Source organism: Streptomyces sp. MK7 (assembly GCF_032658145.1).
Taxonomy (GTDB): domain Bacteria; phylum Actinomycetota; class Actinomycetes; order Streptomycetales; family Streptomycetaceae; genus Streptomyces; species Streptomyces spiralis.
On sequence record NZ_JAVACL010000056.1, the window covers coordinates 1 to 22,841 of the forward strand.

General features: G+C 72.4%; 20 protein-coding genes and 1 pseudogene. 10 read left to right on the plus strand and 11 right to left on the minus strand.

The genetic code is table 11. From position 1 onward, the window contains the following. Positions 1-481 precede the first annotated feature (481 nt). Positions 482-1,111 (plus strand): hypothetical protein, encoded by a 630-nt coding sequence (locus R2S09_RS35455; RefSeq protein WP_316745399.1) that lies wholly within the window; start codon positions 482-484, stop codon positions 1,109-1,111. A gap of 183 nt (positions 1,112-1,294) precedes the next feature. Here the strand turns inward: R2S09_RS35455 and R2S09_RS35460 are convergent, their stop codons facing one another. Both R2S09_RS35460 and R2S09_RS35465 read right to left on the minus strand, forming a co-directional pair. Continuing rightward, positions 1,295-2,005 carry a GntR family transcriptional regulator gene (locus tag R2S09_RS35460; protein ID WP_306192077.1) on the minus strand — a complete coding sequence of 237 codons (711 nt, stop codon included), beginning with the start codon at positions 2,003-2,005 and terminating at the stop codon, positions 1,295-1,297. A 28-nt stretch (positions 2,006-2,033) separates the two neighbouring features. Then, the gene (locus tag R2S09_RS35465; protein WP_316745411.1) at positions 2,034-2,780 is read right to left on the minus strand and encodes an aspartate/glutamate racemase family protein; all 747 of its coding nucleotides are present in this window, start codon (positions 2,778-2,780) and stop codon (positions 2,034-2,036) included. Positions 2,781-2,922: 142 nt separating this feature from the next. On the opposite strand from R2S09_RS35465, the gene R2S09_RS35470 reads away from it, so the two are divergent. Continuing rightward, a complete protein-coding gene (locus tag R2S09_RS35470; RefSeq protein WP_306192078.1) occupies positions 2,923-3,936 on the plus strand; it encodes a D-2-hydroxyacid dehydrogenase in 1,014 nt (337 codons plus the stop codon). Further along, a complete protein-coding gene (locus R2S09_RS35475) occupies positions 3,933-5,411 on the plus strand; it encodes an amidase (protein WP_306192079.1) in 1,479 nt (492 codons plus the stop codon). Before R2S09_RS35470 ends, R2S09_RS35475 begins: the two co-directional genes overlap by 4 nt. Before the next feature lie 61 nt (positions 5,412-5,472). On the opposite strand, the gene R2S09_RS35480 is transcribed toward R2S09_RS35475, so the two are convergent. Continuing rightward, entirely contained in the window at positions 5,473-5,970 is a 498-nt protein-coding gene (locus R2S09_RS35480; RefSeq protein WP_306192080.1) for a DUF3830 family protein, read from the minus strand. Positions 5,971-6,058: 88 nt separating this feature from the next. Then, the gene (locus R2S09_RS35485; RefSeq protein WP_399145397.1) at positions 6,059-7,531 is read right to left on the minus strand and encodes an NAD-dependent succinate-semialdehyde dehydrogenase; all 1,473 of its coding nucleotides are present in this window, start codon (positions 7,529-7,531) and stop codon (positions 6,059-6,061) included. A gap of 186 nt (positions 7,532-7,717) precedes the next feature. Here R2S09_RS35485 and R2S09_RS35490 point away from each other — a divergent pair, with 186 nt between their 5' ends. Beyond that, on the plus strand, positions 7,718-8,986 hold the full coding sequence (locus R2S09_RS35490; protein WP_316745400.1) for an aminotransferase class III-fold pyridoxal phosphate-dependent enzyme: 1,269 nt from the start codon (positions 7,718-7,720) through the stop codon (positions 8,984-8,986). 40 nt (positions 8,987-9,026) lie between these two features. Here R2S09_RS35490 and R2S09_RS35495 read toward each other — a convergent pair whose 3' ends face one another. Then, positions 9,027-9,932, minus strand: coding sequence for a LysR family transcriptional regulator (locus R2S09_RS35495; protein ID WP_306192082.1), 906 nt, complete (start codon positions 9,930-9,932; stop codon positions 9,027-9,029). A 251-nt stretch (positions 9,933-10,183) separates the two neighbouring features. Between R2S09_RS35495 and R2S09_RS35500 the strand changes: the two genes are divergently transcribed. Beyond that, positions 10,184-11,035: an aspartate/glutamate racemase family protein gene (locus R2S09_RS35500; RefSeq protein WP_306192083.1), complete on the plus strand. Its 852-nt coding sequence runs from the start codon at positions 10,184-10,186 to the stop codon at positions 11,033-11,035. A gap of 45 nt (positions 11,036-11,080) precedes the next feature. Here R2S09_RS35500 and yicI read toward each other — a convergent pair whose 3' ends face one another. Next, positions 11,081-13,351 (minus strand): alpha-xylosidase, encoded by a 2,271-nt coding sequence (gene yicI / locus R2S09_RS35505; protein WP_316745401.1) that lies wholly within the window; start codon positions 13,349-13,351, stop codon positions 11,081-11,083. A 278-nt stretch (positions 13,352-13,629) separates the two neighbouring features. Between yicI and R2S09_RS35510 the strand changes: the two genes are divergently transcribed. The 5 genes and pseudogenes from R2S09_RS35510 to sufC all read left to right on the plus strand — a co-directional run bounded on the left by R2S09_RS35510 (position 13,630) and on the right by sufC (position 18,159). Further along, positions 13,630-14,943, plus strand: coding sequence for a sugar ABC transporter substrate-binding protein (locus R2S09_RS35510; protein ID WP_306192085.1), 1,314 nt, complete (start codon positions 13,630-13,632; stop codon positions 14,941-14,943). Positions 14,944-14,954: 11 nt separating this feature from the next. Continuing rightward, complete coding sequence (locus tag R2S09_RS35515) at positions 14,955-15,908, plus strand: carbohydrate ABC transporter permease (RefSeq protein WP_306192087.1); 954 nt, start codon at positions 14,955-14,957, stop codon at positions 15,906-15,908. A 5-nt stretch (positions 15,909-15,913) separates the two neighbouring features. After that, positions 15,914-16,747: a carbohydrate ABC transporter permease gene (locus R2S09_RS35520; protein ID WP_306192088.1), complete on the plus strand. Its 834-nt coding sequence runs from the start codon at positions 15,914-15,916 to the stop codon at positions 16,745-16,747. Positions 16,748-16,915: 168 nt separating this feature from the next. Continuing rightward, positions 16,916-17,239 (plus strand): annotated as a pseudogene (locus R2S09_RS35525) (transcriptional regulator); the annotation flags it as partial. Between the two features lie 173 nt (positions 17,240-17,412). Beyond that, the gene (gene sufC, locus R2S09_RS35530; RefSeq protein WP_316745402.1) at positions 17,413-18,159 is read left to right on the plus strand and encodes a Fe-S cluster assembly ATPase SufC; all 747 of its coding nucleotides are present in this window, start codon (positions 17,413-17,415) and stop codon (positions 18,157-18,159) included. Between the two features lie 19 nt (positions 18,160-18,178). Here the strand turns inward: sufC and R2S09_RS35535 are convergent, their stop codons facing one another. The 5 genes from R2S09_RS35535 to R2S09_RS35555 all read right to left on the minus strand — a co-directional run bounded on the left by R2S09_RS35535 (position 18,179) and on the right by R2S09_RS35555 (position 22,835). After that, entirely contained in the window at positions 18,179-18,715 is a 537-nt protein-coding gene (locus R2S09_RS35535) for a DUF4232 domain-containing protein (RefSeq protein WP_306192090.1), read from the minus strand. A gap of 160 nt (positions 18,716-18,875) precedes the next feature. Continuing rightward, positions 18,876-19,775: a hypothetical protein gene (locus R2S09_RS35540; protein WP_316745403.1), complete on the minus strand. Its 900-nt coding sequence runs from the start codon at positions 19,773-19,775 to the stop codon at positions 18,876-18,878. Next, positions 19,772-20,767, minus strand: a complete 996-nt coding sequence (locus R2S09_RS35545) for a ScbA/BarX family gamma-butyrolactone biosynthesis protein (protein ID WP_316745404.1) — start codon at positions 20,765-20,767, stop codon at positions 19,772-19,774. The genes R2S09_RS35540 and R2S09_RS35545 overlap by 4 nt, the downstream gene beginning before the upstream one ends. Positions 20,768-20,781: 14 nt before the next feature. Continuing rightward, complete coding sequence (locus R2S09_RS35550; RefSeq protein WP_306192093.1) at positions 20,782-21,747, minus strand: nucleoside-diphosphate kinase; 966 nt, start codon at positions 21,745-21,747, stop codon at positions 20,782-20,784. After that, entirely contained in the window at positions 21,744-22,835 is a 1,092-nt protein-coding gene (locus R2S09_RS35555; RefSeq protein ID WP_316745405.1) for an SDR family oxidoreductase, read from the minus strand. The genes R2S09_RS35550 and R2S09_RS35555 overlap by 4 nt, the downstream gene beginning before the upstream one ends. Positions 22,836-22,841: the final 6 nt, after the last annotated feature.

Consider the following 22,841-nt stretch of genomic DNA (forward strand, 5'->3'; position numbering starts at 1 on the left):
AGCCCCCGGAAGGGTCTGATCGGGATGCCGCCGCTGCTGAGAGCGGCAGCGGCCGGTGTGGCCCTCCTGCTGCTCCTCGCCGTCTGGCAGGCGACCGTGCCCGACCGGGTCGTGACCGCCCCCGCATGACGAAGGCCAGCGCGCGGCCCGCCGCGGCGGGCCGCGTCGCGGCGCCCGCCCACCACCTTGGCGGCCCGCACGTCAAGCACGACGCGCCGAGAACTCCGCCCGGCCCGCCGCCACACGGGTGAGCGGGCATCAGGAATCACCTGTAAGGCCTAATCGCCAGTCAATCGGCCAGTACCCCACACTCTTTTGACATCGCATCAGCTCTCCGGACGACGCCCTGGACGCCCCCGTCGACCCCGTGAAGCCTCGCTTTCGATATGCCTGAAATGACAGCTATTGGGGGTGTTAGTACGTTCAATCACACATCGGCCGCCGAGCCGATCTCATCTCTGAGACAGGAAGAAGCAGTGCCATGATCAAGACCCGATCGCACGCGATCAGCGCGGCCGTCGCGGCGGCCGCAGCCCTGACCGCGACCGGCATCACCTACGCCGCGGCCGCCTCCGCGCCCGAGGCCCCGACGGCCCCGGCCCCCGCCGTCGTCCGGCACGCGCCCGCTCCCGCCCAGGCTCCTCTGGACGGCGGCACGCAGAGCCGCAACGGAAACAAGGGGAACAACAACGGCAACAACGACGATGACGACAACGACTACGGTGGCGGTGGCGGCGGCGACCACGGCGGCGACCGCGGCGGCGACCGCGGCGGCGACCGCGGCGGCGACCGCGGCGGCGACAGGGACTTCGACAAGGGCTGGATCCACATCAACGAGCGGTCCTACTCCGCCCGTCCCAGCGGCTGCATCACCGTGGTCAGCGGCCTGGGCTCCACCAGCCTCAACGTCCGCAACGACAGCCGCCGTACCGTCGAGGTGTTCCGCGGCGCGACCTGTGACAACGGCGCGCCCATCGCCACCGTCGGCCCCCACAGCACCAGCGACGGCGTGAAGCCCGGCTGCACCCGCGGCGTGAGGGTGAGGGACGGTGTCGTGGCCAGCTTCAGGGTCGTCGAGCGCCACAAGGGTGACAGGGGCGACGACTACTGAGCCGGCCGAGCGACGCCGGCGTCGCGGAACTCCGGCCCGCCGTAATGGGGCCGGCGCTCCGCACACCGGGCGCCTGACACGGATCCCCGGCCTGTCGTGCACGGGCCGGGGATCCGCTCCGGTCCCGGGCCCCGCCTGGGGCGCCCCGCTCGCCCTTCCTGCCGCGCACCGAGGCACCGGGGGTCAACCGCTGACGGCTTCCGGTCGCGGCGGCACCCCTGGGACCGCCTCCTCCGGCCGCTCGGTCAGCCTCCGTACGGCGTCCTGCATGTGATCGTCCACCAGCCGCAGCAGCCGCTCCTCGTCTCCGTCGCGGATGGCCTGGATGATCGCGGCGTGTTCGTCGACCATCACGTCCGGCACCGGGTACTTGTCCTGAAGTGCCGTGATGCACATGCGGGTCTCCACGAAGAGTGTCTGCGCCATGCGCTTCAGGCGGGGGCTGCCGGACTCCTCGACGAGCACCTGGTGCAGTTCGGTGTCCGCCGCGCTGAGCGCCGTGGGGTCGCCGCGTCGCGCGGCCTCCGCCATGGCGCGGTGCACCGCCGCGAGCCGGTCCGCCGTACCCTGCGGATCGCGTCGCAGGATCAGCCGGCACGCGGCGGACTCGACCGCGGTGCGGGCGAGGTAGATGTCCCGTACGTCGTCCTCGGTGAGGGTCGTCACGAAGACTCCGCGGTGCGGTTCGCTGTGGGCGATGCCCTGCTGGACGATCCGCTGCATCGCCTCGCGCAGTGGGCCCCGGCTCACGCCGAGCTCCGCGGCCAGCTCGGCCTCCCCGAGCTGGGTGCCGGGCGCCAGGGTCCCGTCCATGATCGCCTCTGTCAGCCGGCGGGCGATCGCGGCAGCGGCGGGCTCCCGTCTGACGGGCTGCAGCCGTTTGGCTCCCGGCATGTTCTCTTCTCCTTCTTCGGTGCCGCCGTCAGCCGGCGGCGGACGGCGTGGGCGGGGTGGCGCCCTGACGGAACAACCGTCCGAGGCCGGTCCGCGGAGCGGTGTCCCCGGCGAGCCGCAGTCCCTCCCAGACGGTGACCTGGTTGGCGGTCAGCACCGGCTTGCCGACGGCCCCCTCCAGTTCGTCCAGCCAGGCGGCTGTGTGCAGGGCGGTGTCGGGGAGCAGGACGGCCTCCGCGTCCGGGTGGTCGTTGGCCTTGACCAGGTCGAGGACCTGCTCGCGGGAGAGCGTACCGACCTCCGCCGCTGTGACGATGCCCCTTCCCGACACCTGCGCCACCCGCACCTCCGACTCCTGAAGGAAGCGGACGAAGTACCCGGCGACGTCCTCCGGATAGGTCGCGGCGACGGAGACGCTGCGCACGCCGAGCGCCTGGAGTGCGTGCACGAAGGCGAAGGAGGTGCTGGACGCCGGGACGCCCGCGGCCTGGGCGAGCTCCGCGGCCTGCTGGCCGGCGCCGTGGCGTCCGTAGATGAAGCTGGCGCTGGTGCAGGCCCACACGACGGCGTCCACGTCGTGGTGCCGCAGTTCCGCCAGTCCCCGGGTGAGCCGGTGGATGGCGCCCATCTCCAGGAGGGCGTCCACCCGGTGCGCGTCCTCCCCCATGTCCGTGTGCGCGAGGGGCAGTCGTACTCCTGGGCCGAGCAGGTCCTCCAGCAGCGGATAGTCGTCCTCCGCGGAGTGGCCGGGGTAGAGGAAACCCACCGTCGTGATGCGGTCAGCCACTGCGATCGCCCTCCCGGGGCCGACTGTAGATTGTTGACAATCCTACGGAAGGGCCCCTAGGGTGTCAATCGGTTCCAAGGACCGACGCGGACCGGACCAGGCGCGCATCGCAGCGACCGAAGGGCTGGGCATGAGGACGACCGAACTCCCCCTCGTCGTCGTGCTGGGAGAACAGGAGCCGCCGCTCCTGGACCGCATCAAGGACCGCGCCCGGCTGCGCCGCGTCGGCGAGGCCGGTCTCGCCGACGCGCTGCGCGCGGCCGACGCCCTGCTGGTGTGGGACTTCCTGACCGACGCCCTGCCCGCCGCCTGGCCCGAGGAGGGCGGACCGTGCTGGGTGCACACTGCGAGCGCGGGCGTGGACAAGCTGCTCTTCCCCGCGCTGCTGCGCTCGGACGCCGTGATCACCAACTCCCGCGGTGTCTTCGAGGAACCGATCGCCGAATACGTGGCGGGACTGGTCCTCGCCATGGCCAAGGACCTGCCCGGCACCCTCGACCGCCAGCGTTCGGGGACCTGGCAGCACCGGGCGACCGAGCGCGTGGCCGGCACCCGGGCGGTGGTGGTCGGCGGCGGCCCCATCGGCCGGGCCGTGGCCCGGGTGCTGGGCGCCCTCGGGCTGCGGGTGACACTGGTCTCCCGCAGGGCCCGCCCACACGACGCCGAGTTCGGCCGGGTGCACGGCTTCGGTGAACTGCCCGGTCTGCTGCCGGAGGCGGACTGGCTGGTGAGCGCCGCGCCGCTGACCGACGAGACCGCGGACCTGTTCGATGCGACCCTGTTCGCACGGATGAAGCGCGGCGCACGGTTCGTCAACGTCGGCCGCGGCCCGCTCGTCGTGGAGGACGACCTGGTGGCGGCGTTGCACGAGGGCCGGCTCGCGGGGGCCGCGCTGGACGTGCTGCGCCAGGAGCCGCTGCCGGCCGACAGCCCCCTGTGGCGCGTGCCGGGACTGCTGATCTCCCCGCACATGTCGGCCGACACCCACGGCTGGCTGGAGGACCTCGCGGAGCTGTTCCTCGCCAACTTCGCGTGCTGGGCCGCGGGCCGGCCCCTGCGCAACGTCGTCGACAAGACCCTGGGGTACGTGCCCGTCGGCGAGGCACCGGGCGGCACCCCGCACACCGAGGAGGGCTCGTCATGACCGCAGCCACCGACCGGGACACCGGCGCGGGCCGGGCCGGGCGGCCCGACGCGCCGGACGCGTTGTGCGCCCGGACCGCCACCGAACTGGTCGCGGGCTACCGGGACAGGAGCCTCTCGCCCGTCGAGGTCGCCGACGCCGTGCTCGACCGGATCGGGCGGCTCGACCCGCTGGTGAACGCCTACTGCCTGGTCGATCCCGAGTCGGCCCGCCGTGACGCCGCCGCCTCCGCGGACCGCTGGCGGCGGGGTGAGCCGTGCGGCCTGCTCGACGGGGTGCCGGTCTCCATCAAGGACCTGCTGCTGACGAAGGGCCGGCCCACGCTGCGCGGTTCGCTGAGCACGGACCCCGGCGCGCCCTGGGAACAGGACGCGCCGTCGGTGGCGCGCCTGCGCGAACACGGCGCCGTCCTCGTCGGCAAGACGACCACCCCGGAGTTCGGCTGGAAGGGCGTCACCGACAGCCCCCGCACCGGCGTCACCCGCAACCCGTGGGACGTGACGCGCACGTCCGGTGGCTCCAGCGGGGGCAGCGCGGCCGCCGTCGCGCTCGGGCTGGCCCCGCTCTCCGTGGGCACCGACGGCGGCGGCTCGGTCCGTATCCCGGCGGCCTTCTGCGGCATCTTCGGGTTCAAGCCCACCTACGGGCGGATCCCGCTCTACCCCGCGAGCCCCTTCGGCACCCTCTCGCACGCGGGGCCGATGACCCGTACGGTCGCCGACGCCGCGCTCATGATGGACGTGCTGTGCGGCGCCGACGACCGCGACTGGTCCGGACTGCCGCCCCGCGAGCGCGGTTTCCGTGCCGAACTGGACGGGGATCAGGGCGTGCGCGGGCTGCGCGTCGCCTACAGCCCGACGCTCGCCGGCGCCGCGGTCGAGCCGGAGGTCACCGCGCGCGTCCGGCACGCGGTCGACGTGCTGGCCGGTCTCGGGGCCGAGGTGGAGGAGGCGGACCCGGGCTTCGCCGACCCGGTCGAGGCGTACCACACGCTGTGGTTCACCGGCGCCGCCAAGGTGGTGGAGCACCTGTCCCCCGAGGAGTTCGGGCGGCTCGATCCGGGGCTTCAGGAGGTGTGCCGCCTGGGCGCGTCGATGAGTGCCCTGGACTATCTGGGTGCCGTGGAGGCGCGGATGGCGCTCGGGGTGCTGATGGGCCGCTTCCACCGCACCTACGACCTGCTGGTCACGCCGACACTGCCGCGCACCGCGTTCGAGGCGGGCCACGAGGTGCCGCCGGGCAGCGGCCTGACCAGGTGGACCGGCTGGACGCCCTTCACCTACCCGTTCAACCTGACCCAGCAGCCGGCGGCCACCGTGCCGTGCGGTACGGCGTCCGACGGGCTGCCGGTGGGAGTGCAGCTGGTCGGGGCCCGGCACCAGGACGGCCTGGTGCTGCGGGCCTCGCACGCGCTGTTCGAGGCCCTGGCGGCCGAGGGCACGGTGTCGGCGGCGCCGGTGACGCCGCGCGGCTGAGCGCCGTACGCACACAGGGCGGTGGCTCCCGGGCCACCGCCCTGTGCCGCCTGGTCGCCGCTCAGGCCCGGCGGAAGACGAGCGACTCGCCGATCACACCGGACAGCCACAGGTCCTGCGCCGCCTCGGCCATGCGGTCCAGGCCCTCGACGATGGTGCCGAAGATCGTGGCGGGCACGAAGCCGGTGTCCGGGTTGAGCAGCAGGTTGTTGCGCTCGTAGAAGACGGCGAGGTCCACGATCCGCTGCGCGGCCTGCGGCCGGCCGCCCTGGGCGTAGCCGTGCGAGCTGGTGTTCAACTGCCACTGGGCGAAGGAGAAGTAGGCGACGTCGCCGGGGATCGGCGTGATCGTCGGGTTCTCCGTGCCCGGTTCCTCCGGCGCGAACGCCGGTACCAGTGTGTAGATCTCGTTGCGCGCGTACTTGCCGTGGAAGACGTCCTTGCCCAGCGGCAGGGCGTTCCACACCGCCTCGCAGGTGCGCGGCGCCCGGTCGTCCAGCAGCCTGGCCACGCAGCTGACTCCGCGCTTCTCCAGGGAGATCTCGATGTGGCGGTCCATCTCTCGGCGCCCTCCGTTCCCCGGCCCGCCGGCCGGTGCGTCGCTCGGGTGGTGTGCTGTGCGATGCCCCGTCCCCTGCCGGGAGGCGTCAGTCCATCGGCATCGCCAGGTAACGGGTCTCCAGGAACTCCTCGATGCCCACCCGGCCGCCCTCGCGGCCGAGCCCGGACTGCTTGACGCCGCCGAACGGGGCCGCCGGGTTGGAGACGACTCCCTTGTTCAGCCCGATCATTCCGGTCTCCAGCCGCTCGGAGATCCGGAAGGCGCGCCGCAGGTTCTCCGTGTAGAGGTACGACACGAGGCCGTACGGCGTGGCGTTCGCGGCCGCGATCACCTCGTCCTCGTCGTCGAAAGGGATGACCGGCGCCACAGGACCGAAGATCTCCTCGTGCAGCAGAGCGGCGTCCGGGGGGACGTCCACGAGCACCGTGGGCGCGTAGAAGTAGCCGTCGCCCGCCGGGGACTCGGCGCCGGTCAGCGCCTTGGCCCCGCCGTCGAGGGCCTGGCCGACCAGGTGGCGCACCTTGCCCCGGCCGTCCTCGTCGATCAGCGGTCCGACCTCGACGCCCGGCTCCGTGCCGCGCCCGACCCTCAGACCGCCCATGCGCCGCGCCAGCCGGCGGGCGAACTCGCCGGCCAGGCTCGCGTGCGCGTACAGGCGGTTGGCGGCCGTGCACGCCTCACCGATGTTGCGCATCTTGGCCTGCACCGCTCCCTCGACGGCCGCGTCGAGGTCGGCGTCCTCGCAGACGATGAACGGCGCGTTGCCGCCGAGCTCCATCGACACCCGCAGCACCTGCTGCGCGCTCTGGGCGATCAGCAGCCGCCCGACCGCGGTGGAGCCGGTGAAGGAGACCTTGCGCAGCCGGCTGTCCCGCATCAGGGGTTCGACCACCTCGCCCGGCCGGCTGCTGGTGACGACGTTGAGCACGCCGTCGGGCAGTCCGGCCTCGGCCAGGATGCCCGCGAGCGCCAGCATGGACAGCGGTGTCTGTTCGGCCGGCTTGACAACCATGGTGCAGCCGGCGGCGACCGCGGGACCGATCTTGCGGGTGCCCATGGCGAGGGGGAAGTTCCAGGGTGTGACCAGCAGTGCGGGCCCGACCGGGCGGCGCATGACCAGCAGCCGGTCCCTGCCGTCCGGCGAGACGGCGCAGCCGCCCTCGACCCGTACGGCCTCTTCCGCGAACCAGCGGAAGAACTCGGCCGCGTAGGCCACCTCGCCGCGTGCCTCCGTCAGCGGCTTGCCCATCTCCAGGGTCATCAGCAGGGCCAGATCGTCGATCCGCGCGTGGATCAACTCGTAGGCGCGGCGCAGGATCTCGCCGCGTTCGCGCGGTGGGTGCGCCGCCCAGGACGCCTGGGCGCCGTGCGCGGCGGCCAGTGCGTCGAGGGCGTCCGCGGCTCCGGCGTCGGCGACGGTGCACAGCGGCCGGGCCAGCGAGGGATCCTCGACCTCGAAGACGGCTCCTGAGCCGGCGGGCCGCCAACCGCCCCCGATGAAGAGGCCGGTGGGAACGGCGTCCACCACCGCCCGCTCGTGTTCGGCCTGTGTGGTCACTGCGCACCCCCAGTGCTGTGGGGACTCCCGCCCGGGCTCCCGGCGCGTCGCTTCCTGCTCGTCGGTTCCTGTTCGTCGGTTCCGGCCGGCCGGGTTGAACGGGGTCGTGGACAACGGGCGCCACCCATGCTTGCATGAATGTAGGTTGTTGACAATCCTACGAACCTCGACTGCGAGGGAGTCGACATGAGCCAGCTCTCCCCCGTCCTGAAGCAGGCCACCCCCGTCCTGGCCGCCCGCGCCGAGGGCGTCCACGTGTACGACGAGGACGGCCGCGCCCACCTCGACTTCACCGCCGGCATCGGCGTCACCAGCACCGGCCACTGCCACCCCCGCGTGGTCGAGGCCGCCCAGCGCCAGGTGGCCACGCTGATCCACGGCCAGTACACGACCGTCCTGCACCGCCCGCTGCTCACCCTCACCGAGCGGCTCGGCGAAGTGCTGCCCGAGGGCCTGGACTCGCTGTTCTACGTCAACTCGGGCAGCGAGGCGGTCGAGGCCGCCATGCGGCTGGCCCGGCAGGCGACCGCCCGGCCCAACATCGTCGTCTTCCAGGGCTCCTTCCACGGCCGGACGATCGGCGCGGCGTCCCTGACCACGTCGGCGACCAAGTTCCGCTCGGGCTTCGGCCCGCTGATGCCGGGTGTGGCCATCGCCCCGTTCCCCTACGCCTTCCACTACGGCTGGGACGAGGCGAGGGCCACCGCGTTCGCGCTGCGCGAGCTGGACCAGTTGCTCGCGACCGTCACCGCCCCGGCCGACACGGCGGCCTTCATCGTCGAGCCCGTGCTCGGAGAGGGCGGATACGTACCGGCCAACTCGGCGTTCCTGCGGGGCCTGCGGGAGCGGGCGGACCGGCACGGCATCCTGCTGATCGTGGACGAGGTGCAGACCGGGTTCGGCCGCACCGGCCGGTTCTGGGGCCACGACCACTTCGCCGTCCGCCCCGACATCGTGGTCACCGCCAAGGGCCTGGCGAGCGGCTTTCCGCTGTCCGCCATCGCCGCGCCCACCGCGCTGATGGAGCAGGCGTGGCCCGGCTCGCAGGGCGGCACCTACGGCGGCAACGCGGTCGCGTGCGCGGCGGCGATCGCCACCCTGGACGTCGTCCGGGACGAGAAACTGGTGGAGAACGCGGCCGAGCGGGGCGCGGAACTCGTCGCGGGCCTGCGCGAGGTCGCCTCCCGCCACCCTGCGGACGGCGCCGGCGGGATCGGCGATGTGCGCGGGCTCGGACTGATGGCCGGCACCGAGTTCGTCACGGCGGACGGCCTCCCCGACGGCGAGACCGCCGCCCAGGTGCAGGCGGCCGCCGGGCGGCACGGGCTGCTGCTCCTCACCTGCGGCGCCCAGGGCCAGGTGGTCCGCATGATCCCGCCGCTCGTGGTCACCGCCGAACAGGTGCGCGAGGGCCTGGACCTGTGGTCCGAGGCGGTGGCCGAGGTGCTCGGCTGAGTCGGACGCCGAGCGGTCCGCCGCGACGGGGCAGGCGGTATCAGCCCTGGCGGGCCGCCCGGCGCAGGGCCAGGACCAGGGCGTTGACGGCCGGGTCGGCACCGCTGCCCGCCCGGGTGGCGATGGAGACCGTGCGGGTCAGCGTGAAGTTCTCCACCGGCCGCAGCGTCACGTCCGCGGCCAGTTGCTCCACGAGCAGCGGCGGCACGAGCGAGACCCCGAGTCCGGACTGCACGAACGCGAGTACGACGGTGTAGTCGTCGCTGATGTAGTCGAGCCGCGGGGTGAAGCCCGCGGTCGCGCAGGCGCGCTCCAGCACCGTGCGCAGCGAGTGGTCCCGGCGCGGCGCGATCCAGTGCTCGTCGCGCAACGCCTCCAGGGTCAGCGGTCCCTCGGCGTCGGCGCGCGGGTGGCGGCTCGGCAGGGCCAGCAACAAGGGCTCCTGGAGCACGGCCTGGAGTTCGACGCCCGACTGCGGCAGCCGGGGCAGCAGGTTGTACTCGTACACCAGAGCGATGTCGATGCGGCGCATGCGCAGGTCGACCAGGCTTTGCGCCGGCTCCTCCTCGCTCAGGGCTATGTTCAGGTCCGGGTGGTAGGCCCGGCAGGCGGCGATGGCCGGCGCGGCCACACCGCTCGCGGCGCTCGGGAACGCCGCCAGCCGCACTGTGCCCTGCACCCGGTGGTCGAGCGCGGACACGTCCGCGCGGGCCCGCTCCAGCTGGGCCAGGATGATCTCGGTGTGCGCCACCAGCACCTTCGCCGCCTCCGTCAGCAGCAGCCGCCTGCCGTCCCGGACGAACAGCTGGGTGCGCGCCTCCCGTTCGAGCAACGCGAGCTGCTGCGAGACGGCCGACGGAGTGAGCGCACAGGCCTCGGCGGCGGCCGCGACCGTACCGTGCGCGGCCAGCTCCCTGAGCAACCTGAGCCGCCGTACTTCGAACATGTAGGAACACTAACGGCAGCCGCAGGAAAATCTTGCTGGTCCTGCGGTCGGGCCCGACCTCACACTGACGCTCGTGGGCACCGCACCGCCGTCGGCGGGCGCCGGTGTCACGACGGCCGCGGGACGCCTCGACGCCGCCGAACACGCAAGCGGCACGGCCGTGTTGCGGGAGGCGACGCGTGCGATGTCACGTCGTTCCCTCCCGGCCAGGACCTGTCCAGGACTTTACCAGCACCCCACCAGGAGTTGCCTTGGACATCACCGTTCTCGGCGGTCCCGCTCCGCAGCGCGGTCTCGGGGTCGTCGCACCGTTCGACTTCGCCCTGGACCGGGAGCTGTGGCGCTGGGCGCCGGACGACGTCTCGCTCCATCTGACGCGCACGCCGTACGTTCCGGTCGAGGTGTCCCCGCACATGGCCAGGATCGTCAGTGAGCACCAGACCCTGCGGGACGCGGTGCTCACGCTGAGCGCCGTCGGACCCGAGGCGGTGGCGTACGCCTGCACGTCCGGCAGCTTCATCGACGGCATCGCCGGTGAGCGGTCCATGTGCGCGGCGATGCGCCAGGTGGTGCCGATCCCGGCGACCACCACCTCCGGCGCGCTGCTCGACGCACTGGCGGAGTTCGGCGCCCGCAGGGTCGCGGTCATCACCCCGTACACCAGGTCGCTCACCGACGCGCTGGAGGCCTATCTGGCCGAGGGCGGCGTGACCGTGACCGGGCGCGCCTACCTCGGCCTGACCGGGGAGATCTGGCGCGTGCCGTACCAGGCCGTGCTGGACATGGCGCGCGGCGGCGTGGCCGACGGCGCCGACGCGCTGTTCATCAGCTGCACCAACCTGCCGACGTACGACGTGATCCCGCAGCTGGAGGCGGAGCTGCGGATCCCGGTGCTGTCCGCGAACCAGGTGACGGTCTGGGCCGCTCTGCACAGCATCGGTATTCCGGCCGTCGGCCCCTACCAGGCGCTGCTCGACCCGGCCGCCCGTTCGGGGCTGCCCGGCCCCGCCGGACCGGCCGTGGCGTCGCCGGGCCCGCTCGCCGGCGAGCCGTCGGAGCTCCTGCGCCGCGAGGGCGAGGGCTCCGACACGCCCATGGTGTGACGGGCGACGACCGTACGACGCCCGCCGACCGGCCCCGCGCGGGGGTCAGTGCAGCGGCACGGTCACCTCGCCCGTCCCCCGCGCGCTCGCGCCGCCGGCGACGCGCACCGTGAACGGCCGGTCGGTGCCGTCCGCGGTGACGGCGAGCAGGTCGCCCTCGCGGCGGACGCGGAACACGGCCGCCAGTGCGCCGGTCGGGTCGGGCACGCCTGCCTCGGTGGCGTACTCGGGCGAGGCCGGCGGGTGGACGAGCAGGGTGGGACCGTCCAGCCAGTCGCCGTCGGGCCGGCCTTCGTCGGCGGCCAGCGGCAGGACGGCGCCCTCGCGGACGTAGAGCGGAAGGCTGTCGTAGCCGTGCCGTTCGGTGCGCCACACCGGGCCGGTGACCCGCTCGCCGCTGAGGAGATGGGTCCAGGTGCCCTCGGGGAGGTAGACCTCCACCTCTCCGTCCTCGGTGAACACCGGGGCGACCAGGAGCTCGCGGCCCAGCATGTACTGACGGTCCAGCGGGCGGCACGCCGGGTCGTGCGGGAACTCCAGGACCATGGGCCGCATCACCGGTACGCCGGTGCGGTGGGCCTCGACGGCGGCACCGTACAGATAGGGCATCAGACGGTGCTTGAGCAGGGTGAACCGGCGGGCGACGTCGACGGCCTCGTCACCGAACTCCCACGGCACCCGGTAGGAGGTCGAGCCGTGCAGGCGGCTGTGGGAGGACAGCAGGCCGAAGGCCAGCCAGCGCTTGAAGACCGCCGGGTCGGGCGTGCCCTCGAAGCCCCCGATGTCGTGGCTCCAGAAGCCGAAGCCGCTCAGGGACAGGGACAGGCCGCCCCTGAGCGACTCGGCCATGGCCTCGAAGGACGACCAGCAGTCGCCGCCCCAGTGCACGGGGTACTGCTGGCCTCCCGCCGTCGCGGAGCGGGCGAAGAGCACGGCCTCGCCCTGGCCGCGCTCCTTCTCCAGGAGTTCGAAGACCGTCTGGTTGTACAGGTGGGTGTAGTAGTTGTGCATCCGCTCCGGGTCGGAGCCGTCGTGCCAGACCACGTCGGTTGGGATGCGCTCGCCGAAGTCCGTCTTGAAGCAGTCCACGCCCTGGTCGAGCAGCGGCTTCAGCTTGGACTGGAACCAGGCCCGGGCGTCGGCGCTGGTGAAGTCGACCAGCCCCATGCCGGCCTGCCACAGGTCCCACTGCCACACGTCGCCGTTCGGCCGGCGCACCAGGTGCCCGAGCTCGGCGGCCTCCTCGAACAGCGGGGACTTCTGCGCGATGTAGGGGTTGATCCAGGCGCTGACCTTCAGGCCCTTGGCCTTCAGCCGGGCGAGCATCCCCTCCGGGTCGGGGAAGACCTCGGGGTCCCACTCGAAGTCGCACCACTGGTACTCGCGCATCCAGAAGCAGTCGAAGTGGAAGACGGACAGCGGGATGCCGCGCTCGGCCATGCCGTCGACGAAGGACATGACCGTCCGCTCGTCGTAGTCGGTGGTGAAGGAGGTGGTCAGCCACAGGCCGAAGGACCAGGCGGGCGGCAGGGCCGGGCGGCCGGTCAGGGCGGTGTAGCGGGTGAGGACGTCCTTGGGGGTGGGGCCGGCGACGACGTAGTACTCCATCGTCTGGTCCTCGACGCTGAACTGCACCTGGCCGACGGACTCGGAGCCGACCTCGAAGGAGACCGCGCCGGGGTGGTTGACGAAGACGCCGTAGCCGCGCGAGGACAGGTAGAAGGGGATGTTCTTGTACGCCTGCTCGCTGCTGGTGCCGCCGTCGGCCTGCCAGACGTCGATCACCTGGCCGTTCTTGACGAACGGGGTGAAGCGCTCGCCGAGTCCGTAGACCTGCTCGCCGACGCCGAGCGCGAGCTGGGTGAGGATGTGGTGGGCGCCGTCGTCGGTGGTGGCGAAGGCGGTGCCCTTGCGGCCGGCCCGGGTCAGCTTCCGCCCGTCGGCGTCGTGGAAGGTCAGGGTCCAGGGGGCGGCCCGGTCCAGGCGCAGGGTCAGCGGGCCGCTGACCAGCTCGGTGACGGTGCCCTCCTGGCGCACCTCGCCCGCCCCGCCGGGCTCGGCCGCGAGGGCGAAGTCCGGGCCCGGGTGCCGGCGGCCGGCGTGATGGGTGACGCGCACACCGATGACGCCCTCGGCGGGTGAGAAGCAGTCGACGGTGAGCAGCGGCGCGTTGAGCGTGTCCCCTCTGCGGCTCACCTTCTGTGCGGCGGCCCAGGTGGTGAAGCGCTTCGACGCTACGCGCAGATCACGTACCTCGGTGGCGTACGCGAGCTGGACGCCGTCGCGGATGCGCCAGAACCCGTTGGTGAACTTCATGGTCTTCCTCGGGGGAGCGGGGCTGTTCGGCGGGGACCTCGGAGGCTGTCTCCCGGACTTTGATCGTACACAGAACAAATGACGGACGAAGGCACGCTGAGCCACGATCGCCCTTCTGACCAGCAGATTTCTCCTGACAAACACGGAGTCGCACTTCGGACCTGTGCGAGCCGACACGGGTTCGGGTCTAGCGCGACGCGAGGGATTGCCGTATTAGTCATCCCAGCAAACAAAGGCACCGGCTGACCGCCGGGCGATACGACAGCAAGGGCCGCAGGATGTCGAAGCGCTTCAACGCCACCACCCGGTACCGGTTCACGTCGTGGACCGTCGGCCGGCAGGGACGGGATCCGGCCACCGCGTGCCGCGGCGGACGCTCCCGCCGGGCCGTGGTACCGCTCGCCGTCGTCTCCGTCCTGATCGCCGGGGCGGCCCTGACCGGATGCGGACGGCAGCCCGACGGCGACACGTACACCGTGCTGAACTCCTCGACCGACGAGACCTACCACCGCTGGGACGCCGAGGCGATGGCCCGGTGCGGCAAGCAGCTCGGCGTCACGATCGAGCAGCAGAGCGTCCCGGCCGCGCAGGTGATGAACAAGGCGCTGCGCATGGCGTCCTCGAAGTCGCTGCCGGACATCGTGCAGTTCGACGCCTCGGAGATGCCGACGTTCGCCGAGGCCGGCGGGCTGATCGACCTCAGGACGCTGGGCCTGGGCACCGGCGACATCCCCCAGGGCATCGTGAACTTCGGCTCCTACAAGGGGACGTACTACGGCGCGGCCCGATCGGTGAACACGCTCGCCCTGTTCTACAACAAGGACATCCTCGCCAGGGCGGGGCTGAAGGTCCCCACCACCTGGGACGAGCTGCGCGAGAGTGCGCGCAGGCTCACCCACGGCAAGCAGTACGGCCTGGCGCTCAGCGCGGGGGGCGCCGAGGACGGCGTCTTCCAGTTCACGCCGTTCATGTGGTCCAACGGCGGCGACGAGAGACGGCTCGACGGACCCCGGGTGGTCGAGGCCCTGGACTTCTGGAAGTCCCTGCTGAAGGACCACTCGCTGTCGAAGTCGACGGTCAGCTGGACCCAGGCGGACGTCAACGACCAGTTCATGGCGGGCAACGCCGCGATGATGATCAACGGCCCGTGGCAGGTCGAGACGCTCGACACCAAGAAGTCGCTGCACTGGGGCATCGCGCGGATCCCGGTGCCGAAGGCCGGGGACAAGTCCGTGGGCCCCCTCGGCGGTGCGGTACTGACCGTGCCCAGCACCGGGGACAGGGCGCGGGAGAAGACGGCGGGGCGGATCGTCGCCTGCCTGTCCAGTGAGAAGGAGCAGCTGACCTACGCGCTCAACAGCTGGATGGTCCCGGCCAACGAGAAGGCCGCCGCACAGTGGCGCAAGCGGGTGCCCGAGCTGGACGCCCTCGCCGACCAGGTCGCCGCTGCCCGCTCCCGTACGGCCGAGGTGGGCGCCGGATGGTCGAGCGTGTCGCCGGCCCTGCAGAGCGCCTTCCAGTCGGCCCTGACCGGCGAGTCCAGCACGTCCGCCCTGAAGCGCGCCCAGCAGCGGGCCACCAGCGGGAACTGAGGTACGCGTCCATGACCACGTCCACCGTCACCGTCCCCGCGCCCTCGGCGGCGCGGCAGACCGCCGGCGCCTCGGATCCGCGACGGCTCCGGCTGCGGCGCCGCCTCGCGCAGTGGGGGTTCGTCGCCCCCGCGGTCGTCTTCATGCTGCTGTTCTTCGGCTACCCGCTCGTCCGCAACGTCGTGATGAGCTTCCAGCACTACACGCCGCAGACCTTCTTCACCGGCGATGCCCCCTTCAACGGCCTCGACAACTGGTCGAAGGTCTTCCAGGACGCCCTGTTCGGCAAGGCGCTGTGGCACACGCTGGTGTTCACCGCCGGGTCGCTGCTCGGGCAGTTCTGCATCGGCCTGGCCCTCGCGGTGTTCTTCAGCCGCCGGTTCCCTCTCAACGGCGTGCTGCGGTCGTTGATCCTGCTGCCCTGGCTGGTGCCCATGGTGGTGTCCGGCATCGTGTGGCGGCGCATCCTCGACCAGGACACGGGCGTGCTGAACTCGTTCCTGGACGCGATCGGCCTGGGCGGGCACACCCCGTGGCTGACCAGCCCCGGCATGGCCCTGCTGTCGGTGATCCTGGTCAACATCTGGATCGGCATCCCGTTCAACATGGTCATCCTCTACGGCGGTCTCCAGGAGATCCCCAAGGAGCTCTACGAGGCGGCCTCCCTGGACGGCGCCTCGGCCTGGCGGTCCTTCCGCTCCGTCACCCTGCCGATGCTCAGGCCGGTGATCACGGTCGTCCTGGTGCTCGGCTTCATGTCGACCGTGAAGATCCTCGACCTGATCCTCGCCCTCACCGACGGCGGCCCGGCCGACGCCACCCAGACCCTGGGCACGCTCACCTACCAGAACTCGTTCGTGCAGCTGGACTTCGGGGCCGGCGCGGTCGTCGGCAACGTACTCATCCTGGTCTCCGCGGTGTTCGCGGTGTTCTATCTGCGGGCCAACCGCACCGAGGGGAAGTGACGTCCATGGCCTCGCCCACGCCCACGCCCACGACATCCAGGCGCCGCTGGGGTTCGACCCTCGCCGGCGTGCTCATCCTGTGCGTCATGCTCTTCCCGCTGTACTGGATGCTCAACACCGCTCTCCAGCCGGAGTCGGGTCTGCTCCAGGTCGACCCGGTGCCGGGCGGCCTGGACCTGTCCGGCTTCTCCAAGGCCCTGGACGACCAGGGCGGTCACCTGCTGACCTCGCTGGCCGTCTCGCTCGGCGCGGTCGTCATCTGTCTGGCGATCGCGGCCCCCGCGGCGTACGGGCTGGCCCGGTTCGGGCTGCGCGGCTCGCGGACGATCGTGTTCGGCACGCTGATCACCCAGATGGTGCCCGGGATCGTCATCGCCAACGCGCTCTACAACACGTACGTCGACCTGGGACTGGTCAACTCCTACTTCGGCCTGATGCTGGCGGACGCCTCGCTCGGCATTCCGTTCTCCATCGTGCTGATGCGGTCCTTCATGGTGTCGATCCCGGGCGAGGTGATCGAGGCGGCGCAGATGGACGGTGCCGGGCCGGTGCGTACGTTCGTCCGGGTGGTGCTGCCGATGAGCCGCAACTCGCTGATCACCTCCGGCCTGTTCGCGTTCCTGTTCTCCTGGAGCGACTTCATGTTCGCGCTCACCCTGAACACGACCGACGATGTCAAGCCGGTCACGCTCGGCATCTACCAGTACATCGGGGCGCACGTCGGCGACTGGGGCTCGGTGATGGCCGCCTCCGTGCTGTCCGCGGTGCCGGCGGCGATCCTGCTCGTGCTCGCCCAGAAGTACATCGCCGCGGGCATCACCGGCGGCTCCGTCAAGTGACCGGCCCACACCCCCAGGTGATCATCGACCCCTGACGAGGCGCGCCGGGGCCTGAGCAATCAGGTCCCGGCGCGCTCGGCATGGGCCGGGGATCGGCGAGGACCTCCCTGACGACGGCGCCGGCCGCGCCGCAGGCCGCAGGCCGCGCCGCCCAGCGGGGAGGCGGCCCTGCGGACGGTGCACGACGCGGGCGAGGTGACCCGGGCCCGGTTCGCCACCCGGGTCGGTCTGACCCGGGCCGCGGTGTCGTCCCTGGTCGAGCAGCTGCCGGAGTGCGGCTTTGTCACCGAGTCCGGCAGGACGAGCAGCCGGCAGGCGGGGCGCCCCGGCACGGTCCTCGAGGTGGCCCGGACGGGCCGGGCGGGGCTGGGCGTCGAGATCAACGTCGGCCACATCGCCGTCAGCGTCGTCGACCTCGCCGGCACCGATCGCGTCCGCTGGTGGAGCACGCCGGACGACCGCGGGGTGCCGCCGTCACAGGTTCTTCATCGTGGTCCCGCGCGTAGCCGTGTCCTGACCTGCCGAGACGCCCGCCCGGGCGCCGTACCGCGGGCCCCGGTGCCGCACGGGTGCCGACCGGCGTGGGTGAGCGCGGGGCACGCCGGGCATCACCAGCGTGTGGCACATGTGCCGCCCGTGCCGCGAGAAGGTGAGGTGAAGCGCCCATGGCCACCCTCGACATCCGCGACCTGCGCTGTTCGGTCCTCACCGACGCCGGACCGCGCGAGATCCTGCACGGCGTCGACCTGAACGTGCGCCAGGGCGAGACCCACGCCATCATGGGTCCCAACGGCTCCGGCAAGACCACCCTCGCCTATGCCCTCGCCGGGCACCCCAAGTACCACGTCACCTCGGGCTCGGTCACGCTGGACGGCGAGGACGTGCTGGCGATGAAGGTCGACCAACGGGCCCGGGCCGGGATGTTCCTCGCCATGCAGTATCCCGTCGAGGTTCCCGGCGTCTCCATGTCCAACTTCCTGCGCTCGGCCGTCACCGCCGTCCGCGGTGAGGCACCCAGGCTGCGCACCTGGGTGAAGGAGGTCCGCGAGGCCATGGAGCGGTTGCAGATCGACCCGGCCTTCGCCGAGCGCAACGTGAACGAGGGCTTCTCCGGCGGTGAGAAGAAGCGCCACGAGATCCTCCAGCTCGAACTGCTCGAACCGAAGATCGCCATCCTCGACGAGACCGACTCCGGTCTGGACATCGACGCGCTGCGCGTCGTCTCCGCGGGCGTCAACCGGGTGCGGGCCACCGGAACGGTGGCCACCCTGCTGATCACCCATTACACACGCATCCTGCGCTACGTCCATCCGGACCACGTCCACGTCTTCGCCGACGGCCGCATCGCGGACTCCGGCGGGCCCGAACTCGCCGACCGGCTCGAGGAGGAGGGCTACGAGGCGTACACGTGAAGGGCGGCCCCGCACGCGGTCAGAAGGCGGTGCGAGCCGTCACGGGGCCGACGCTGAACACGCCCGAGCAGGTACGCAGCGCAGCGGGCACGAGAACCGCCTCGTAGGAGGCCGGCGGGTAGATTCGCAAATACGTCCCGGTGGGGTTGCAGGGCCCGCCGACGGGGCCGTTCGCGGTGCGGACGACCGCCGTGACCGTCCGGCCCGGAGCGACATCGACCCTGCCGTACTTCGCACCCGTCCGGGAGGCGGCGGCACCTATCTGCCGGTGGGAGGTGTTCAGCACACTCACTCCGGGGTAGCCGCGCAGCGCGCACGTGCTGGTGCTGGTGTTGGTCATCCGGACGGGCCAGTACAGCGAACCGGCCGCCGCCTCCTTGCGTCCCATGGACAGATAGAGGTCGCCGGTCGCGCAGGTCCGCGGCCCGGTGGACGCGTCGGCCTGGACGGCTCCCCAGGTGACTCCCCCGGTGGCGAGCACGGCGGCCGCGCCGCAGACGGCCATGCGCTTCGAGAAGTGGTTGACGACGTTCATGAAGTGGTTCACGAGGTTCATGAGGTGCGCTCCCATCTTGGTGAATGGGATGAGTGAGTCCGTCGGGCTCGACACTCCATGGGGTAGGACACACCCACCTCAATGATGGTTGTACGGCCTGCCGCTCGTCGCCGTGACGCCGTTCGCGGGCCGTTCGGTGGCCGTCGCGGTCGCTCGGTGGTCACCTCGGTACCGACGCCCGCACGATCAGGGTGAGGTAGGTGCAGGCGACGAAGCCGGTCGCGGCCGGCAGCGGCCAGGGGCCGCGTCGCGCCCGCAGGAACCGGCGCAGGCCCCAGGCGGGCAGAGCCGCCGTCAGGCAGGGCAGCAGCCCGGCCGCTCCGTCCGGAAGGAACAGCACGAGCTGGCAGCCGACCGCCCCCGCCGCCCAGGCCGAGGTGACCATCGCGCAGCGCCGCGGGCCGAGATCGGCCGAGTACAGGCGCGCACCGGGCGCTGGCCGCCAGGCGGTCTTGCGGGCGAACTCGAAGTGCAGGAAGACGCAGGCGCACAACGCGAGCAGGACCGCGCCGCGCCGGTCGGCGGCGAGGGTCCCGTCGGCGGCCAGCGATCCGTACACATAGACGCCGAGCAGCACCTGCACGGGGCAGGTGACGGCGAGGTTGAGCAACTGCCGGTCGCGTACGGTCGCCGACATGCGTTCCAGCGGGGCGAGCAGGGTCGCGTAGCCGAGAGCCGCGAGGATCAGCAGGGCCGCGGCCGGCGACCGCGCGGCGTTCAGGCAGGCGACGACGGCCGTCAGGACGGCCATGGCACCGCGCAGCTCGACGGCGGTGATCGCGCCGGTGACCAGCGGGCGGTCCGGGTGGTGGACGCGGTCGTGGTCGAGGTCCTTCTGCTCGTCGAGCATGCGCAGGAAGAGCAGCGCGAGGACGACGCTGGCCACGCGTGTCCAGGTGGCTCCGGTCGGCCGCCAGGGCGTTCCGGTCAGTGTCACCGCGGTGGACTCCAGGGCGAGGACCCACAGCGTTCCGTAGGTGACGTAGAGCTGGGGCCGGAACATGCGCAGCACGAAGCGGGCCAGCCGGGCGGGAACCCGGGGTGCGGTGACGGTGGTCATCGCGGCGTCCCCCCGGTCCCGGGTGCGTGGCCCTGGCCGGCGCCCGCCAGGAGCCGGGCCGGGCCGCCGTGGGCGAAGGCGATCCGGGCCTCGGCGACGGTGGTGCCGAGCTGGTGCAGGGCGCACTCCACGTCCGCACGGGACGGAACCGGGGTGGCGACACACTGAAGGGGCGGGTCCATCTCGGCGAAACGCCGGAACCGCGCGGACAGGGCGGTCGGCAGCGCCGTGGGGGTGCGCAGGGTGCCGGCGGCCACCGCGGCGGTGAGCGCGAGTTGCCGGCACGCCTCCAGCTCCAGCATGCCGGGCACATGGTCGACCCGGTGGTCGTACAGCGTCGGGTGTGTGGCGGGGGCGACCACGCGGGCCGTGCTGCGGCCGTCGCCCGTGATGTGCGGGGGCGAGACGACCGTGTTGGCGGGGTCGCGGCGGCCGACCAGGGCGGGATGGACACGTGGCCCGTCCGGGGCGACGGGGGGCTCGAAGAGGCCGAGCGCACGACGCTGCCGTGACCGCAGCCGCCCGTAGTCCTCCGGGCGCATCCACGCGTAGGCGATGCGGGCGGACATCGCCTCCTCGCCGTCCACGGTCGCGGTGAAGTCCAGCCGCAGCCCCGTGATCCCGGACCGGTCGCGGTACCGGTGCGCGATCCGGGCGCCGACGACGATCTCGGTGGGGGTGTCGCGGGTGGCCAGTGCGTCCGGGTCGGGCACCTCGAACTCGACCGTGCGCAGCAGGAACCGGTGGTCCGGCGGTACGCCGAACCAGCGGTGGGCCACCACGAAGATGGCCTGCCGGCAGGCCTCCAGCAGCAGGAGGGGGTCGTGGTGCCCGCGGGGCGTGAGTGTGTCGCCGTAGAAGGCGTGGCAACGGGGAAGCTGTGCGGCGAGCAGTATCTCGTCCTCACCGCGGCGTTCCGCGTCGGTCAGGAAGACCTCGGCGATCGCGGCCCGGTGCACGAGGTTCCTGGGGAGTGTCCGGGCGAACTGCATGGGCTGCTCCTCGTTCAGGACATGGGGGTCGTGGTGGTGCGCAGGGCGGCCAGATGGCGGCGCCAGGTCCCGGCGTCGGCGCCGTCCAGCACCGGGGCACGGCCCGGTCGGCGCATGGGCAGCACCCGCGAGCCGACGATGACGGTGTCCCACGGGTCGAGGTCGGCTCCGTGGTGCCAGGCCGCCTCCAGGAGTCGGCGCGGGTCGGCGGCCGGCCGGGGGCCGAGGTGGCGGGAGAGGGCCGTGCGCAGCCGTTCGACGGCGGGTTCGAAGTCGAGTGCGCGTGGCTCGGTGGCCGCGTACAGCCGGTCGGCCAGTTCCAGGGCGTGCCGGGTGCGGTCCTCGCCCGCGAGCGCGGACCGCAGGAGGCGGTCGCGCTCGGCCTCGCCGAAGTGGACGGCCGTCTCCCGCATGACGTCGGCGGGTTCGTCGGGTGTGTGGACCAGGTTGAGCAGGTAGCTGTAGCGGCCCAGGCGGTGGCGGAGCTGGCCGGGGGTCCGGGCGTCCGGGTCGGTGGGGCCCTTGAGACGGGTGAGTTCCACCGAGGACGGCACGTCGAGGGCGTGGTCCGGGCGGACGACGAGGACGAGGGCGTCGGCGTCCTCCAGGAACAGCGCGGCGAGCCGTCTGCGGCAGGGGGTGGCCAGGTTCCACTGGAAGTACCACAGGGCGCGGATCATGGTGCGTGTCAGCCGGGTGATCGCCGCGCCGACGATCCGGAAGCCCTGTTCGGACAGCCACCGCACGGCCGTCTCCAGCCTGCGGGCCACCACCGCGTCCGGCTTCAGCAGCAGCGTGGCGTGGTGGTGGGCGAAGCCGGAGACGTCGCCGGTGAGGGCGGCGAGGTGTTCGTGGCCCTCCTGGAAGTAGGTGTCCGCACCGTACAGGCGCTGCTTGGCGGGGTCGCAGGTGAGCAGCGGCGAGACCGCGATGCCGTGCCGCGGCTGCGCGGGCTCGGGGCCGGCGGGGTGGCTGATCACTGGGTGCTCCCGTGGGTTCGGCGGGCGGCCAGTACCCGGGGCGGCGGGGGCCCGCCCAGGTAGCCGGCCTTGAGGCAGTGGTCGAGGAGGCGGCGCAGATAGGTACGGCCGTGGGTGGGCGCCGGCCGGCCGCTGAAGGCGGCGGCCCGCGCGGTGTCGAAGTGGACGCGCCGGCGGAAGTAGGGGGCGTAGAGGGAGATGACCCGGTCGTGGTAGCGGCGTTCGCGGCCGCACAGGGCCGAGGCGGAGAACGCGGACGGGGGGACGAACCTCGGCACCCGCAGGGACGGGTACTCGGCGAGGACGTCGGAGAAGTCCCGCAGCGTCAGCTCGTGGCCGACCGCGTGCAGGGTGTGGCCCCGGGCGTCGGTGAAGCGGAGGGCGGCCTCGGCCACCAGGTCGGCGACGTGGTCGACCGGGACCAGGTCGAGTACGGCGTCGTAGTGGCCGGGGGCGCTGCGCACCAGGCCGCTGGTGAAGACCTTGAGTACCGGATAGACGGTCTTGAAGTCGCGGATGCGACCGGTGCGGGCGGCGCCGGTGATGATGCTCGGGCGGACCACCGTGACCGGCAGGCCGTCGGCGGCGGCCTCGTGGACCAGGGTCTCCGCGGTCAGTTTGCTGCGCTCGTAGCCGTTGCCGGGACGCCCGCCGGTGTCGAGTTCGTCCTCGCGCACGGTGCCGTCGCGCTCTCCGCAGACGTAGGCGGTGCTGAGGTGCACGAGCGGGGTGCGGCCGGCCAGGGCGAGGTCCAGGACGTGCCGGGTGCCGTGGACGTTGACGCTGTCGTAGCGCTCCTCGGGCAGTCCGAAGTCGGTGACGGCGGCGCAGTGCACGATCCGGTCGGCCGTGCGGGCGAGGTGCCCCTCGGCGGCGGTCAGGCCGAGGCCGGGTCGGGTGACGTCGCCGGTGACGGGGACGAGGGTGCCGGGCCAGGGGGTGAGTCGGGTGCCGTCGTTGCGGACGATGTCGCCCGTGCCGTGCAGCAGCGCCAGCACCCTGTGGCCGGCGGCGGTGAGCCGGGCGGTCACCTCAGCGCCCAGCAGACCGCCGGCGCCGGTCACCAGTACCGTCATCGGGTGGGCCATCGGTCG

Coding starts and splice junctions, on each gene's coding strand:
- R2S09_RS35470 (WP_306192078.1), top strand. CDS start 2,923: ATGAGGACGACCGAACTCCCCCTCGTCGTCGTGCTGGGAGAACAGGAG.
- R2S09_RS35535 (WP_306192090.1), bottom strand. CDS start 18,715: ATGAACCTCGTGAACCACTTCATGAACGTCGTCAACCACTTCTCGAAG.
- R2S09_RS35515 (WP_306192087.1), top strand. CDS start 14,955: ATGACCACGTCCACCGTCACCGTCCCCGCGCCCTCGGCGGCGCGGCAG.
- R2S09_RS35460 (WP_306192077.1), bottom strand. CDS start 2,005: ATGCCGGGAGCCAAACGGCTGCAGCCCGTCAGACGGGAGCCCGCCGCT.
- R2S09_RS35475 (WP_306192079.1), top strand. CDS start 3,933: ATGACCGCAGCCACCGACCGGGACACCGGCGCGGGCCGGGCCGGGCGG.
- yicI (WP_316745401.1), bottom strand. CDS start 13,351: ATGAAGTTCACCAACGGGTTCTGGCGCATCCGCGACGGCGTCCAGCTC.
- R2S09_RS35495 (WP_306192082.1), bottom strand. CDS start 9,932: ATGTTCGAAGTACGGCGGCTCAGGTTGCTCAGGGAGCTGGCCGCGCAC.
- R2S09_RS35490 (WP_316745400.1), top strand. CDS start 7,718: ATGAGCCAGCTCTCCCCCGTCCTGAAGCAGGCCACCCCCGTCCTGGCC.
- R2S09_RS35540 (WP_316745403.1), bottom strand. CDS start 19,775: ATGACCACCGTCACCGCACCCCGGGTTCCCGCCCGGCTGGCCCGCTTC.
- R2S09_RS35480 (WP_306192080.1), bottom strand. CDS start 5,970: ATGGACCGCCACATCGAGATCTCCCTGGAGAAGCGCGGAGTCAGCTGC.
- R2S09_RS35510 (WP_306192085.1), top strand. CDS start 13,630: ATGTCGAAGCGCTTCAACGCCACCACCCGGTACCGGTTCACGTCGTGG.
- R2S09_RS35520 (WP_306192088.1), top strand. CDS start 15,914: ATGGCCTCGCCCACGCCCACGCCCACGACATCCAGGCGCCGCTGGGGT.
- R2S09_RS35555 (WP_316745405.1), bottom strand. CDS start 22,835: ATGGCCCACCCGATGACGGTACTGGTGACCGGCGCCGGCGGTCTGCTG.
- R2S09_RS35545 (WP_316745404.1), bottom strand. CDS start 20,767: ATGCAGTTCGCCCGGACACTCCCCAGGAACCTCGTGCACCGGGCCGCG.
- R2S09_RS35455 (WP_316745399.1), top strand. CDS start 482: ATGATCAAGACCCGATCGCACGCGATCAGCGCGGCCGTCGCGGCGGCC.
- sufC (WP_316745402.1), top strand. CDS start 17,413: ATGGCCACCCTCGACATCCGCGACCTGCGCTGTTCGGTCCTCACCGAC.